We start from the raw sequence: 14,604 nt of genomic DNA, 5'->3' as shown, positions 1-14,604 counted from the left end.
GTGCTAACGGCGTGCTAGCTCTTTCACAAGCCGGTAAAGACAAGACGCAGCCAAGAGGTGGAACGGCGCATGGCGGAAGCCGCAATCGAACTGGTCGGCATCAGCAAGAGTTTTGGCGCGGTGCGCGCCAACCGCGACATCAATCTCGAAGTCCAGAAGGGCACGATCCACGGCATTATCGGCGAGAACGGCGCCGGCAAGTCGACGCTGATGTCCATCCTCTACGGCTTCTACCAGGCGGACCAGGGCGAGATTCGCGTCAACGGCAAGCCGACGGTGATCCGCTCTCCCAACGACGCCATCGCCAATGGCATCGGCATGGTCCACCAGCATTTCATGCTGGTCGACAACTTCACCGTGCTGGAAAACGTCATCCTCGGCGCCGAAAGCAATGCGCTGCTCAACTCCTCCATTTCCAAGGCCCGAGCCGAGCTCAAGCGTCTCGAGCAGGAATACAGCCTGTTCGTCGAGCCCGATGCGGTGATTGAGGAACTGCCTGTCGGGCTGCAGCAGCGCGTCGAAATCCTCAAGGCGCTGTATCGCGGCGCCGAAATCCTCATTCTCGACGAGCCGACCGGTGTGCTGACGCCGCCCGAGGCGGACCATCTGTTCCGTATCCTCAAGCAGCTCAAGGAGCAGGGCAAGACCATCGTCCTGATCACGCACAAGCTGCGCGAGATCATGGCCATCACCGACAATGTTTCCGTTATGCGGCAGGGCACGATGGTCGCGACGCGGGAAACCGCCAAAACGACGGTCGAAGAGCTTGCCGAGCTGATGGTCGGCCGCCGCGTCCTGCTGCGCGTGGAAAAGGGCGAACCGGCCCTGGGCGCGGTGAAGCTTTCGGTGCGGAACCTGACCGTCAAGGATTCGCGCGGCGTCACCATGGTCGAGGATGTGTCCTTCGACATTCGCGCCGGCGAGATCGTCGGCATCGCTGGAGTCGCCGGCAACGGCCAGTCGGAATTGCTGGAAGCGATATCCGGCGTGCGCAAGGCGGTGTCGGGCACCGTGACGCTCGACGGCAAACCCATCGACCTGACGGGTGCCGCCGATCCCGGCGAGTTGCGCGACCGTGGTCTCGCCCATGTTCCCGAAGACCGGCATCATGTCGGCCTCGTGCTTGCCTTCGAGGAGAACGAGAATTCCATCCTCGGCTATCACGACAAGCCGCACTATCTGAACGGTCCTTTCCTCAACATCGAGGCGATCCGCCGCGATGCGAAGGAAAAGATCGAGAAATACGATATCCGGCCTTCGGATTGCCGGCTTAAGACGGCGAATTTCTCCGGCGGCAACCAGCAGAAGATCGTGCTGGCGCGCGAGATCGAGCGCGACCCTGGCGTGCTGATCGTCGGCCAGCCGACGCGCGGCGTCGATGTCGGCGCCATCGAGTTTATCCACCGCCGCCTGATCGACATGCGCGACCAGGGCAAGGCGGTGCTGGTGGTCTCGGTCGAACTGGATGAAATCCGCTCGTTGTCCGACCGCATTCTGGTGATGTTTGCCGGCCGCGTCGTCGGCGAGCGCGGACCGGATGCCACCGAAGGCGAGTTGGGCCTGCTCATGGCCGGCGTCGAGCAGCAGGAGGCCGCAGAATGAGAACGCCGGCCCTTCTCGTGATCGATGTCCAGAACGCCATAGACGATCCCAAATGGGGCCGGCGCGGCCAGCCCGACATGGAACGGCGGATCGTCGACCTGCTCGACGCCTGGCGCGCGCGACGTCTTCCGGTCATCCATATCCGGCACGATTCCACCGATGCGACGTCGCCCTACCGACCGGGGACGCACGGCAACGACTTCAAGGCGGAAGTGGCGCCCCAGCCCGGCGAGCCGGTCGTCGACAAGCGCACCAACAGCGCGTTCATTGGAACCGATCTCACCGATGTGCTTGACGAATTGCAGGTCAGCGAACTGGTGGTCACCGGCGTTCTGCTGGAAAACTCGGTCGAGGCGACGGTTCGCATGGCGGGAAACCTCGGCTTTCATGTGATTGTTCCGGAGGATGCGGTCGCAAGTATCGACCGCACCGACCATCGCGGACGGCATTGGCCGGCCGAAGATGTCCACGCGCTGACGCTCGCCATACTCGACAAGGAGTATGCGCGGATCTCCGACGCCAGAACCGTGATCGAGACCTTGCCATGAGCACGCCCTACGCAAAACTGCCGCGCTGGGCAGACTACGGCCTGATCCCGCTGATCAACCTTCTGGTCGCCTTTGCGGTGGCCGGCCTCGTCGTGCTTCTGGTCGGCGAAAACCCGTTCCGCGCCGCCGTCATCCTGGTCGACGGCGCCTTCGGCAGCGGCCCCGGCATCGCCTATACGCTGTTTTACGCAACCAGCTTCATCTTCACCGGACTGGCGGTGGCGGTCGCCTTCCATGGCGGACTGTTCAACATCGGCGGCGAGGGACAGGCATATTTCGCAGGCCTTGGTGTCGCTTTGGCCTGCCTGCCCTTCGACGGCTTCCTGCCGTGGTATTTGATCTTCCTGCTGGCCATCCTCTGCTCGGCAGTGTTTGGCGCTTTGTGGGCGCTGATTCCGGCCTATCTGCAGGCCAAACGCGGCTCGCACATCGTCATAACGACCATCATGTTCAACTTCATCGCCTCCAGCCTGATGGTCTATATGCTGGTCGATGTGTTGAAGCCGACGGGCTCCATGGCGCCACAGACGCGCCAGTTTCTCGAGGGTGCGCAACTGCCTCGTCTGGGCTTCCTGTTCGACTATATCGGCATGAAGGTTCGTCCGTCCGTACCGCTCAACATCTCCTTCCTCCTCGCTTTGTTCATGGCCTTCCTGGTCTGGGTGCTGATCTGGCGCACCAAGCTCGGCTACGAAATCCGCACCATGGGCTTCAGTCCCAAGGCGGCGCGCTATGCCGGAATTTCGGAAACCCGCATCATCATCGTCACCATGCTGATCTCGGGTGCGCTGGCGGGGATGATGGCGATGAACCCGATCATGGGCGACCAGCACAACGTGCCGCTGGACTTCGTTGCCGGTGCAGGCTTCGTCGGCATCGCCGTGGCGCTGATGGGGCGGTCGCATCCGGCCGGCATCGTGCCTGCCGCCATCCTGTTCGGCATGCTCTACCAAGGCGGCGCGGAACTCTCGTTTGAGATGCCCTCCATCTCGCGCGACATGATCGTCATCATCCAGGGCCTCGTGATCCTGTTTGCCGGCGCACTCGAACACATGTTCCGGCCGGCCGTGCAGGCGATGTTCGCGAGCGTCAGTCCCAAGTCGGTCGGGGTCGTCGCGGCGAAAGGGGAGGGCGCCTGACATGGATTTCCTCGACGTCGTCGTCAATGTCCTGAATTCGACCGTCCGCCTGTCGGTACCGCTCCTGCTTGCCTGTCTGGCAGGGCTTTATTCCGAGCGCGCCGGCATTTTCGACATCGGCCTCGAAGGCAAGATGCTGGCCGGCGCCTTTGCCGGCGCGGCCGCCGCTTCCGTCTTCGGCTCCGCCTGGATCGGCCTGCTGATCGCCATACTCGTCGCTGTATTCCTGGCGCTGGTGCACGGCTTTGCCTCCATCACCCATCGCGGCAACCAGATCGTCTCGGGCGTCGCCATCAACTTCATCGCGGCGGGCTCCACCATCATTCTCGGCCAGGCGTGGTTCAACCAGGGCGGGCGAACGCCGTCGCTGCCGTCGGATGCGCGCTTCAACGCCATCGTTCTGCCCGGGGCGGATGCGGTGCGCGACGTGCCCATTCTCGGCGAGATTTATTCCGGCCTGCTGTCCGGCCATTCGCTGTTGGTCTATCTGGCGTTTCTCGCGGTACCGTTTACCTGGTGGGTGCTGTTCCGCACGCGCTTCGGGCTCCGATTGCGAGCGGTCGGCGAAAACCCGGCGGCGGTGGATACCGCCGGCATTTCTGTGGCCTGGCTGCGCTATCGGGCAGTCATCTGCACCGGCATCCTCACCGGCATGGCCGGCTCCTACATGGCGCTCGCCCAGAATGCCGGCTTCGTCAAGGACATGACGGCGGGGCGCGGCTACATCGCGCTGGCGGCGCTGATCTTCGCCAAGTGGAAGCCGGTGCCGGCCATGTTCGCCTGTCTGTTGTTTGGCTTCCTCGATGCCATGGCAATCCGTTTGCAGGGCACGCCGCTTCCGGTGATCGGTCGCGTGCCGGTGCAACTCATGCAGGCGCTGCCCTACATCCTCACCGTCATCCTGCTGGCCGGCTTCATCGGCAAGGCAATCCCGCCGCGCGCCGGCGGCGTGCCCTATGTAAAGGAGCGGTGAATATGACGCATGACCTGTTCGAAGCGGCCTGGAAGGCTATGGACAAGGCCTATGTGCCCTATTCGAAATTCCCGGTGGGCGCTGCGATCCGCACCGAGGATGGCTCAGTCTTCACCGGCGCCAATATCGAGAATGCGTCCTATCCCGAAGGCTGGTGCGCCGAAACCACCGCGATCGGTCACTACGTCATGGGCGGCGGCGGCAAGATCACGGATGTTGCCGTGGTGGCCTCGCGCATGGCTCGCATCACGCCTTGCGGCGGTTGCCGCCAGCGGCTGGCGGAATTCACCACCGCCGACACCCGGCTGCATCTCTGCAACGAGACGGGCGTCGTCGAAACCTTGACCATGGGCGACATCCTGCCGCTTGGCTTCCGCGGCGACATCCTCAAATGACGCGGCACCCCGACTCCCACCTGAAGCACTGTCCTTCTGTGTGAGCGGAGGAGCCATGCTGCCGCAGGAACTGATCAGGGCCAAACGCGACGGCCGCAAGCTGCCGGCCGAGGACATCGCCCATTTCGTGGCGGGCATTGCTTCGGGCACCGTGTCCGACGCGCAGGTGGCGGCCTTTGCCATGGCGACCTTCTTCAACGGCATGAGCCGCGACGAGGCGGTGGCGTTGACGCTTGCGATGCGCGATTCCGGCCAGCGCCTCGACTGGTCGGACCTGCCTGGGCCGGTCACCGACAAGCACTCGACCGGCGGTGTCGGCGACAATGTTTCGCTCATGCTCGCACCCATCGTGGCGGCCTGCGGCGCCTATGTGCCGATGATCTCGGGCAGGGGGCTCGGCCACACCGGAGGCACTCTCGACAAGATGGATTCCATACCTGGCTATGTCAGCCAGCCCGACACCGCATTGTTCCGCAGGACGGTGACGGAGACGGGCTGCGCCATCATCGGCCAGACGGCCGATCTGGCGCCCGCCGACCGGCGGTTCTACGGCATCCGCGACGTCACCGCGACGGTGGAGTCTGTGCCGCTCATCACCGCGTCGATCCTGTCGAAAAAGCTCGCTGCCGGCCTTGGTTCGCTGGTGCTCGACGTCAAACTCGGCAACGGCGCCTTCATGGCAAAATCCCGCGACGCAGCGGCCCTGGCCTCTAGCCTCGTCGAGGTCGCCAACGGCGCTGGCCTCGCCACAACCGCCCTCATCACCGATATGCACCAGCCGCTCGCCTCCGCAGCCGGCAACGCCGTGGAAGTTCTCAACGCGGTGGATTTTCTGACCGGTCGCAGGCGCGACGCGCGGCTTCTGGAGGTCACGCTCGCGCTCGCCGCCGAAATGCTGCAATCGGCCGGTCTCGCCAACGCCCAGCGTGAGGCGCTCGGCATGGCACGTCAGTCGCTCGAAAGCGGAGCCGCCGCCGAACGCTTCGGGCGAATGGTGGCGCTGCTCGGCGGTCCCGGCGATTTTCTCGACCATCCGCATCGTTATCTGGTGCGGGCGGAAGTCGAAAAGCCGGTCCTGGCGCCTGAAAACGGCTTCGTCACCGGCATCGATACGCGCCAGATCGGCATCGCCGTCGTCGCGCTTGGCGGCGGCCGGGTGCATCACGATCACGGCGTCGACCATGCCGTGGGCATCACCCGGCTGCTTCCCATCGGCACTTCGGTGCGGCGCGGCGATCCGCTGGCGATGGTCGAGGCGCGCAACGAGGCCAAGGCCGATGCTGCCGTCGCGATGGTCAGCCAGGCCTACGTCCTCGGCGACAGCCGCCCCACCGTCAAAGGGCCGGTGCTGCGCAGGATTGCATAAAATCCTTGGAAAATCCCCGAAGCGATGGGATCAAGCCGGGTATCCGAAACGGAACTCTACCGTTGTCCGCTCATTTCGTTCCGTACATGCGGTCGCCGGCATCGCCGAGGCCCGGCACAATATAGCCTTTTTCGTTGAGCTGACGGTCGATGGAGGCGGTGAAGACCGGCACGTCGGGATGCGAACTGGTGAAGCGTTCGATGCCTTCCGGCGAGGCGAGCAGGCATAGGAAACGAATGTTGGTTGCACCGCGCGCCTTCAATTTGTCGATGGCCGCAATCGCCGAATTGGCGGTCGCCAGCATCGGGTCGACGACGATGACCAGACGGTCGCCCAGGTCGCTCGGCGCCTTGAAGAAATATTCGATGGCTTCCAGCGTGTCGTGGTCGCGATAAAGCCCGATATGGGCCACGCGCGCCGCCGGCACGAGGTCGAGCAGGCCTTCGAGCAGGCCGTTGCCGGCGCGCAGCACCGAGGCGAACACCAGCTTCTTGCCCTCAAGCGTTGGCGCTTCCATCGTCTCGATCGGCGTTTCGATGCTGCGCGTCGTCAGGTCGAGATCGCGCGTCACCTCATAGCCCAGCAGCAGCGAGATTTCGCGCAGCAGGCGGCGGAAGCCGGCTGTCGACGTCTCCTTGTCCCGCATGATGGTCAGTTTGTGCTGGACAAGCGGATGGTCGACGACGGTTACGCCCTTCATGGGTCTGCTCCTGAATTGGATTGTTTGCGCCACTCTAACGGGTGACGGGCCGGCTAACCACCGCTTACCGCGTCGCATCGCCAAGAACCACAGTTTTGTGCCGTCTTTATTGCCGAAACACCGGTTTGGAGCCTCTGCCGACGCCTGCTAAAAGCGGGAACGCCTGATTCTCGGCGCAAGGGGAAATGGATGGAGCATCTTGCCGGGCGGATCGTTTCGCTTTCGGGATGGCGCAGGGCGCTCGTGGCGTTTCTAGCCGGCGCGGTCGCCGTTCTGACGCAAGCCCCATATGATGCCTTCGCCGCCGGTTTCCTGGCCTTTCCGGTTCTGGTCTGGCTGCTCGACGGCGCAACGGCCGATGACGGCGCCGGTTTCCTCCGGCGGCTGAAGCCGGCCTTCGCTGTCGGCTGGTGGTTCGGCTTCGGCTATTTTCTCGTCGGCCTGTGGTGGATCGGCGGCGCGGTTCTGGTCGAGGCGGACAGCTTCGCCTGGGCGCTGCCTTTCGCCGTCGTCGGCATTCCGCTCATCCTCTCTTTCTTCTACGCCTTCGCCGCTGTCCTCGCCCGCCTGTTGTGGAGCGGCGGCATTGGACGTATCGCGGCGCTCGCCTTCGCCTTCGGGCTGACCGAATGGCTGCGCGGCTTCCTGTTCACCGGCTTCCCGTGGAATCCCATCGGCCTCGCGGCCATGCCGTTCCCGCTTCTGATGCAGAGCGTGGTGCTCACCGGCGTGTTCGGCATGTCGGCTTTGGCGGTGTTCGTCTTCGCCACGCCGGCGCTGCTGATCTCTCCGCGCCACCGGAACATCGGGCTGGCGGCGGCGCTTATCCTGGTCGCGGCACATGTCGGTTACGGCGCCTGGCGCATCAATGCGCCCGAGCCTGAGGCGACGTCCACCGTTCAGGTGCGTATCGTCCAGCCCAATGTCGATCTGTCAGTGAAGTGGGACGGTTCGGTCCGCGATGAAATCTTTGCCGGACTGCTCAAGGCGACCACCGCCGCGCCCGTCGACGGAGCTTCGAGGCCGGACCTGATCGTTTGGCCGGAAACATCGGTGCCGTTTCTGTTCTCCGACAGGCCGGATGCGCTGTCCGCGCTGGGCGACGCATTGCAGGACGGGCAACTGCTATATGCCGGCGCGGTGCGCATGCAGGGCGGTTCGGCCAGCGAGGAGGGGCTGTATTACAACTCCGTCGTCGCCATTAACGATCGCGGCGAGATCGTCGATGCGGTCGACAAGGTGCATCTGGTGCCGTTCGGCGAATACATACCCTTTGCCGACTGGGTGAGCCGCATCGGCCTCAATCAACTGGTCGCGGGACCGATGACATTCAGCGCCGGCGACAGCCGCCACGCGCTTGCGGTCAAGGATGGTGTCACCGCCGCTCCCTTCATCTGCTACGAGATCATCTTTCCCGAACTGGTGGATGCCGGTGCGCGCGACAGCAACCTCATCGTCAACGTCACCAACGACGCCTGGTTCGGCGATACGCCAGGTCCGTATCAGCATTTCCGCCAGGCCCAGATTCGCGCCGTGGAAACCGGCCTGCCGGTGCTCCGGTCGGCCAACACCGGCATCTCCGGCGTGATCGATGCGAAAGGCCGTATCGTCGATGCGCTGGCGCTCAATGTGCTGGGAACCGTGGATGTCGCAGTGCCTGTCCGGCAAAGCACGGTCCGCGTGAACCCACATGTTAACGCTGTTCTCATAATTCTGGCTTTTGCCGCAATTGCGATTGGAATGCGTGTTAGCGACATTCCTCGTCTCAATTGACACAAGGCAATTTAGAAACTCATATTCACCATCATTCCCGCGCTCTGACCAGTGCGGGTTGGGGCGTTTGCCAGCCCGGGTAGGGCGAAAAAACAAAGAGAAGCCGGCGAACGGCAGGGACAAGGCAGTGGACAAAGAAAACAAGAAAAAACCCAATCCGACAGACATCCATGTCGGCAGCAGGATCAGGCTTCGCCGCAACATGATCGGAATGAGCCAGGAAAAGCTAGGCGAAAGCCTTGGAATTACCTTCCAGCAGATTCAGAAATACGAAAAAGGTACGAACAGGGTCGGCGCAAGCCGCCTTCAGGCGATTTCCGAAATATTGAGCGTACCGGTCGCGTTCTTTTTCGAGGACGCTCCCAGCGCCGACGGCGAAGCGCCGAGAGGATTCTCGGAAGAATCGTCCACCAGCTACGTCGTCGATTTTCTATCGAGCGCCGAAGGCGTCCAGCTCAACCGCGCCTTCGTCAAGATTTCCAATCCAAAAGTCAGGCGAAAACTGATCGAACTTGCCAAGGCCTTGGCGGATGACGGTCCGGAATAGCGCGTTTTTTGCCCATTTGGGGGATAGGCTATCGTCATGCGGAGCGCCTGAGGCTAAAGCCTGCTTGACGAGTTCCGGCAGGCTTCGCTAACAGGTGTGCCGCAAGGTCGGCAGACTGCCGGTCACGTTTCAAGAGGGGACATCCCGTGTCGCGGCAGAACTATCTCTTCACTTCGGAATCCGTTTCGGAAGGTCACCCCGACAAGGTGTGCGACCGCATTTCGGACGAAATCGTCGATCTGGTTTATCGTGAAGCGAAAAAGACGGGCATGGACCCGTGGAAGGTTCGCGTTGCCTGCGAAGCGCTGGCCACCACCAACCGCGTCGTCATCGCCGGCGAGGTTCGCGTGCCCGACACGCTGCTGAAGAAGGACAAGGCCGGCAAGATCGTCACCGACGCGGCGGGCCATCCGCTGATCAACCCCTCCAAGTTCAAGTCGGCTGCGCGCAAGGCGATCCGCGCCATCGGCTACGAGCAGTCCGGTTTCCACTGGAAGACCGCCCGGATCGACGTGCTGCTGCACGGCCAGTCGCCCGACATCGGCCAGGGCGTCGACAACGCCGCCGACCGCCAGGGCGAGGAAGGGGCGGGCGACCAGGGCATCATGTTCGGCTATGCCTGCCGCGAGACGCCCGATCTCATGCCGGCGCCGATCTATTACAGCCACAAGATCCTCGAACTGCTCGCCGCCGCCCGCCACGAAGGCGCGGGCGACGCCGGCAAGCTCGGCCCCGACGCCAAGAGCCAGGTCACGGTGAAGTATGTCGACGGCAAGGCCGCCGAAGCCACCCAGATCGTGCTGTCCACCCAGCATCTCGACGAAAGCTGGGATTCGCACAAGGTTCGCCAGGTCGTGGAGCCCTATATCCGCGAAGCGCTGGGCGACCTCAGGATCGCCGAGGACTGCAACTGGTACATCAACCCGACGGGCAAGTTCGTCATTGGCGGTCCCGACGGCGATGCCGGCCTGACCGGGCGCAAGATCATCGTCGACACCTATGGCGGCGCAGCCCCGCATGGCGGCGGCGCGTTTTCGGGCAAGGACACGACCAAGGTCGACCGTTCGGCCGCCTATGCCGCGCGCTACCTGGCCAAGAACGTGGTCGCGGCCAAGCTTGCCGACCGCTGCACCATCCAGCTCTCCTACGCCATCGGCGTTGCCCAGCCCTTGTCGGTCTATGTCGACCTGCACGACACCGGCACGGTCGACGCGGCCGTGGTGGAAGAAGCGCTGCGCAAGGTCATGGACCTGTCGCCGAGCGGCATCCGCCGGCATCTCGACCTCAACAAGCCGATCTATGCGCGCACCTCGTCCTACGGTCATTTCGGCCGCAAGCCGGGCCGCGACGGGTCGTTCTCCTGGGAGAAGACCGATCTGGTGAAGGCCCTCAAGGAAGCGGTCGCGGCCTGAATTGAACGCCACCGATCCCGAGGATACGCCGCGACGCAGCCGGTCGACCGAAGCTTTTTTCGGCCGACGCCGCGGCAAGACGATGAGGCCCCTCCAGGCAAGCGCGCTGGATGAGGGGCTCAAGCGCTATGGGGTCGATATCAAGCAGCCCGCGCCCGCGAAACTGGTGGATCTCTTCCCCGTTCCGGTTTCGGGTGTGCGCCTTGAAATCGGCTTCGGCGGCGGCGAGCATCTCCGCCATGAGGCGGCAAGGCATGCAGGGATAGGCTTCATCGGCGTCGAGCCCTTCGTCAACTCGATGGCCAAGATGACGGTTGCGCTGGGCGAGACGCCTTTGCCCAATCTCCGACTCTATGACGAGGACGCGACGCAACTGCTCGACTGGCTGCCGCAGGATTGCCTCGACGGCATAGACCTTCTGTATCCCGATCCGTGGCCGAAGAAGAAACATTGGAAGCGTCGCTTCGTCAGCCCGGTCAATCTCGACCGTTTTGCTGATGTGCTGAAGCGCGGCGCAAAGTTCCGCTTCGCGTCCGACATCGATACCTATGTCAACTGGACGCTGCAGCATTGCCGCGCTCACTCTGCCTTCGAGTGGCACGCAGAGACGGCGGCGGACTGGCACACGCCCTATGAGGCCTGGCCCGGTACGCGCTATGAGGCCAAGGCGATCCGCGAACAGCGCCGCCCTGCCTATCTGACGTTTGTTCGGGTGTGACTATATTTGGTGCGTCCTTCGAGGCTCGCCCCTTGATGATTTGGTTTAATTTCAAAGACTTGCCGGCTGCCCGGCATTGTGCATGCGCTCTGGGTGATCCTCAGAAAATAGGCCCGACTTCATTCCAGCTTCGGAAATTGAATGCGGACGATAAGGCCCCGGCCATCGGCGCCAGATCCGAGCGTCAGTTCGGCTCCGAAGAGGGTGGCGATTTCCTCGACGATCGGCAGGCCTAGCCCCGCGCCGGGTTTGTCGTCCGATCGTCCACGAAAAAAGCGCTGCCGAACGTCGGCGATCTGGTCTGCCGGGATGCCGGGTCCGTTGTCCTCGACCTCCAGCACGACGCAGCCCTTATTGTCGAGCACGCGAACGGTCGCCTCCGTACCCTTGCCGGTATAGGCGATGACGTTCTCGACCAGGTTGCGCAGCATTTCGCCCAGAAGCATCGGCTCGCCCCGAACAAGATGAGGCTGTTCTCCTTCGAAGCCGATGTCGACGCCGGCCGCATGCGCTTGCGCCACCCGGTCGGCGGTCACGCCTTGTGCGAGGGTCGTCAGGTCAACGGATCCCGCTGCCTTCAGCGTTTCCGATGCGGCCTCATCGACCTTGGCGAGCAGCAGAAGCTGGGCAATGACGCGTTCGGCATGCGCCACCGCTTCGTCCCCGGTGCGCGCGGCCTCCCTTGCTTGTTCCAATGACGCCGCCCGCGCCGACAGCGCGAGCTGGGTGCGGATGATCGTCAGCGGCGTGCGCAACTGGTGGCTGGCATTGCCGGTGAAGTTGCGCATCGCGCCCAGCGTCGACCCCAGCCGCTCCATGAAGGAATTGACCGTGTCGACCAGCGTGCGGATTTCCTTCGGCACCGGCTGGTCGATCGGGTGCAGGTCGCCCGGATTTCTTTCGGCAATCGCATCGCGCAATCGCAAAAGCGGCCTGAGCGCCAGAGTCACGGCAACCCAGGACAGGATGGCGGCGGCCCCGATCAAAATGGCGATGCGGAGCGCGGAACGCAGCAGGATGGTCTGCGCCAACTGCTCGCGCGCGATAGTGGTTTCCGCCACGGTGACCACGAAGGGTATCGAACCCGCGCCGGTGGAGGCAGCGCGGGCCAGCGATGTCACCCGGATCGGCTCGTCGCGAAACATCGCATCGCGGTAGCCGCTTTGCTCGAGCCGCAGGCCGGCGATAACAGGCAATCCCTCATAGCCGGTGATGAAGTTCCCCGTCGGCCCCTCGACCCGGTAGAACACCCGGTCCTGGGCGGCCGAGGTGAGCATTTCCAGCGCGACATAGGGGATGTCGACTTCCAGCGCCCCGTTCTCGGAAACCACGACCCGTTCGGCAATGGCGAGCGCCGAGCCGGACAAGACCCTGTCGGACACCGAATTCGCCGTCTGCACCGCCTCGCTGTAGGTGTCGGCCAGCGCCACTGCCCCGATGGCGACGAGCGGTATCAGCAGCCACAGAAGCAGCCGGCGGCGCAGCGAGTAGGTTGTTCCCGGCATCATGCGCCGGGCGCTATCTTTTCGAGATAGTAGCCGATGCCGCGCGCCGTCCGCACCGTCAGCCCGTAGGGAGCGAGCCGCTTGCGCAGGCGGCTGACATATTGCTCGACCGCATTGGCGCTGAGGTCCTCGTCGAAGCCGGCGAGCGATTCGATGATGGCCTGCTTTGACACCACCTTGCCGGCGCGCATGAACAGCGTTTCCAATAGCGCCAGCTCGCGGGCGGGAATGTCGATGGCCGCACCCTGCGCGGAAAAGCTGCGTGTGTTGAGGTCGAAGGCGACCTCGCCGAAAGCCATGGTCGCGGCCTTCAGCCCAGCCCTGCGGCGCAGCAGCATGCGCACCCGCGCTTCCAGCTCGCCTACGTCGAACGGCTTGATCATGTAGTCGTCGGCACCGAGGTCGAGCCCTTTCACCCGGTCCTCCAGCGCGCCGCGCGCCGACAGGATGAGCACGGCGGCGTCGTGCTGGCGGCCGCGGATGGTGCGCAGCACGTCGATGCCGTCCATGTCGGGCAAGGTGAGATCGAGCACCACGAGATCGAAGCGCTCCGCCGCAAGGACTGCCAGCGCGGAACCGCCGTCGCCAACGATGTCGACAGCGTAGCCTCCCTGCTTCAGGACAGTCGCCAGGCCGTTGGCGAGCGTAACGCTGTCTTCGACCACCAATATGCGCAACCGGTCCTCCGCCTTGTTTCGCGGACGATGCCTTATCCGCCCGCCGAGGTCGAGGCCGAAGTGCCTCGGTTGAGAATTGCCGCGCGCTCGGGCATGGTCGCGGCATGAGATCGGTCGTAACCCTCCTGGCCCTGCTTGCCGCTGCTTCGTCCGCATATGCCGACGTCACGGTTTTTCCGGCGGCCAACGGGGATGCGGCGGCTCGCGCTCTGGTGGTGTATTCGTCGCTGGACACGCCGCTGGCACGGCCGATGATCGAGGGTTTCCAGAAGGCCAATCCGGATGTCGCCGTCCACTATGAGGAGCTTCTGACCACCGACATCTATGACCGCGTTGTGGCCGAAACCGATGCGGCGAGGAAGACGGCCGACATCGCTTTCTCCTCAGCCATGGACCTGCAGGTCAAGCTCGCCAATGACGGCTATGCCCAGGAAAGCCCGGTTTCGATGAGCGAACGCTGGCCGCGCTGGGCCAACTGGCGCAACACCGCCTATGCGCTGACCTTCGAGCCGGCGGTTTTCGTCTACCACAAGCCCAGCTTCCAGGGCACTGAGCCTCCCGCGACGCGCGAGCAGTTCGTCGCCTATCTCAAGCAACGGGGCGATGCCGTCTATGGCCGCATCGGCACCTACGATATCGAGCGTTCGGGCGTCGGCTTCATGCTCATGGCCCGCGATCAGGAGCAGTTTCCCGACATCTGGTCGGTCATCCGCACCATGGGCGCATCGGGGGTAAAGCTGTACTCCACCAGTTCCGCCATCGTCGAGCGCATCGCCGACGGCCGCTTCGTGCTCGGCTACAACATCCTTGGCTCCTATGCCGCCGAATGGGCCGCGCGCGACGACGATGTCGGCATCGTCCTGCCGCAGGATTACACGGTGGTGATGTCGCGCATCGGCCTGGTGCCGTCGGCGGCGGTTTCGCCCGATCTCGGTCGGCGCTTTCTCGATTACTTCATGTCGAATGCCGGACAGGAGGTGTTGGCCCGCCGGCTCCATATCGGTGCAATCAATCCGGACGTTTCGGGCGAAAACACCGCCAACCGCATGCAGCAGGTTCTCGGCGCGCAGCTTCGGCCCGTGCCGGTCAGCCCCGGACTGATGGTCTATCTCGATCAGGTCAAGCGCAACCGCGTCATCCAGCGCTGGAACCAGGCGCTCAAGGACCATTGATACCCGCAACAGGCAACTTGCATGCGTGTCAGTCTGGTGTCAGGTTGCTTCTGTAAGACATCATTCCGGCCCGCTGG

The 14,604-nt window shown here is 63.7% G+C and carries 14 protein-coding genes; 11 read left to right on the top strand and 3 right to left on the bottom strand.

The features are described from left to right. Nucleotides 1-69: 69 nt before the first annotated feature. From ICI42_RS02040 to deoA, 6 genes are read left to right on the top strand one after another with little or no spacing between them, the layout of a single operon-like run. Nucleotides 70-1,602 (top strand): ABC transporter ATP-binding protein, encoded by a 1,533-nt coding sequence (locus tag ICI42_RS02040; RefSeq protein ID WP_188162870.1) that lies wholly within the window; start codon nucleotides 70-72, stop codon nucleotides 1,600-1,602. Next, a complete protein-coding gene (locus ICI42_RS02035) occupies nucleotides 1,599-2,150 on the top strand; it encodes a cysteine hydrolase family protein (RefSeq protein WP_188162869.1) in 552 nt (183 codons plus the stop codon). The genes ICI42_RS02040 and ICI42_RS02035 overlap by 4 nt, the downstream gene beginning before the upstream one ends. Further along, complete coding sequence (locus tag ICI42_RS02030) at nucleotides 2,147-3,289, top strand: ABC transporter permease (protein ID WP_188162868.1); 1,143 nt, start codon at nucleotides 2,147-2,149, stop codon at nucleotides 3,287-3,289. The genes ICI42_RS02035 and ICI42_RS02030 overlap by 4 nt, the downstream gene beginning before the upstream one ends. A gap of 1 nt (nucleotide 3,290) precedes the next feature. Further along, nucleotides 3,291-4,262: an ABC transporter permease gene (locus ICI42_RS02025; RefSeq protein WP_188162867.1), complete on the top strand. Its 972-nt coding sequence runs from the start codon at nucleotides 3,291-3,293 to the stop codon at nucleotides 4,260-4,262. 2 nt (nucleotides 4,263-4,264) lie between these two features. Continuing rightward, nucleotides 4,265-4,657 (top strand): cytidine deaminase, encoded by a 393-nt coding sequence (cdd, locus tag ICI42_RS02020; RefSeq protein ID WP_188162866.1) that lies wholly within the window; start codon nucleotides 4,265-4,267, stop codon nucleotides 4,655-4,657. Between the two features lie 55 nt (nucleotides 4,658-4,712). Then, complete coding sequence (gene deoA / locus ICI42_RS02015; RefSeq protein WP_188162865.1) at nucleotides 4,713-6,023, top strand: thymidine phosphorylase; 1,311 nt, start codon at nucleotides 4,713-4,715, stop codon at nucleotides 6,021-6,023. A 70-nt stretch (nucleotides 6,024-6,093) separates the two neighbouring features. Here the strand turns inward: deoA and upp are convergent, their stop codons facing one another. Next, nucleotides 6,094-6,723, bottom strand: coding sequence for a uracil phosphoribosyltransferase (gene upp / locus ICI42_RS02010; protein ID WP_188162864.1), 630 nt, complete (start codon nucleotides 6,721-6,723; stop codon nucleotides 6,094-6,096). Nucleotides 6,724-6,912: 189 nt separating this feature from the next. On the opposite strand from upp, the gene lnt reads away from it, so the two are divergent. The 4 genes from lnt (at nucleotide 6,913) to trmB (ending at nucleotide 11,173) form a co-directional block, all read left to right on the top strand. Continuing rightward, the gene (lnt, locus tag ICI42_RS02005; protein ID WP_188162863.1) at nucleotides 6,913-8,496 is read left to right on the top strand and encodes an apolipoprotein N-acyltransferase; all 1,584 of its coding nucleotides are present in this window, start codon (nucleotides 6,913-6,915) and stop codon (nucleotides 8,494-8,496) included. 127 nt (nucleotides 8,497-8,623) lie between these two features. Further along, a complete protein-coding gene (locus tag ICI42_RS02000) occupies nucleotides 8,624-9,043 on the top strand; it encodes a helix-turn-helix domain-containing protein (RefSeq protein WP_188163679.1) in 420 nt (139 codons plus the stop codon). 146 nt (nucleotides 9,044-9,189) lie between these two features. After that, nucleotides 9,190-10,455, top strand: coding sequence for a methionine adenosyltransferase (gene metK / locus ICI42_RS01995; protein ID WP_188162862.1), 1,266 nt, complete (start codon nucleotides 9,190-9,192; stop codon nucleotides 10,453-10,455). Between the two features lies 1 nt (nucleotide 10,456). Next, complete coding sequence (gene trmB / locus ICI42_RS01990) at nucleotides 10,457-11,173, top strand: tRNA (guanine(46)-N(7))-methyltransferase TrmB (RefSeq protein ID WP_188162861.1); 717 nt, start codon at nucleotides 10,457-10,459, stop codon at nucleotides 11,171-11,173. A gap of 119 nt (nucleotides 11,174-11,292) precedes the next feature. Here the strand turns inward: trmB and ICI42_RS01985 are convergent, their stop codons facing one another. Together ICI42_RS01985 and ICI42_RS01980 are read right to left on the bottom strand one after the other, a co-directional pair. Then, nucleotides 11,293-12,681, bottom strand: coding sequence for a sensor histidine kinase (locus ICI42_RS01985; RefSeq protein ID WP_188162860.1), 1,389 nt, complete (start codon nucleotides 12,679-12,681; stop codon nucleotides 11,293-11,295). Then, nucleotides 12,678-13,355, bottom strand: a complete 678-nt coding sequence (locus tag ICI42_RS01980; protein WP_188162859.1) for a response regulator transcription factor — start codon at nucleotides 13,353-13,355, stop codon at nucleotides 12,678-12,680. The genes ICI42_RS01985 and ICI42_RS01980 overlap by 4 nt, the downstream gene beginning before the upstream one ends. A 104-nt stretch (nucleotides 13,356-13,459) precedes the next feature. Between ICI42_RS01980 and ICI42_RS01975 the strand changes: the two genes are divergently transcribed. Continuing rightward, nucleotides 13,460-14,527 (top strand): ABC transporter substrate-binding protein, encoded by a 1,068-nt coding sequence (locus ICI42_RS01975; protein ID WP_188162858.1) that lies wholly within the window; start codon nucleotides 13,460-13,462, stop codon nucleotides 14,525-14,527. Nucleotides 14,528-14,604 lie beyond the last annotated feature (77 nt).

The sequence above is a fragment of the Oryzicola mucosus genome, assembly GCF_014534685.1.
Taxonomy (GTDB): domain Bacteria; phylum Pseudomonadota; class Alphaproteobacteria; order Rhizobiales; family Rhizobiaceae; genus Oryzicola; species Oryzicola mucosus.
This window is presented reverse-complemented; position numbering and strand designations above follow the sequence as displayed.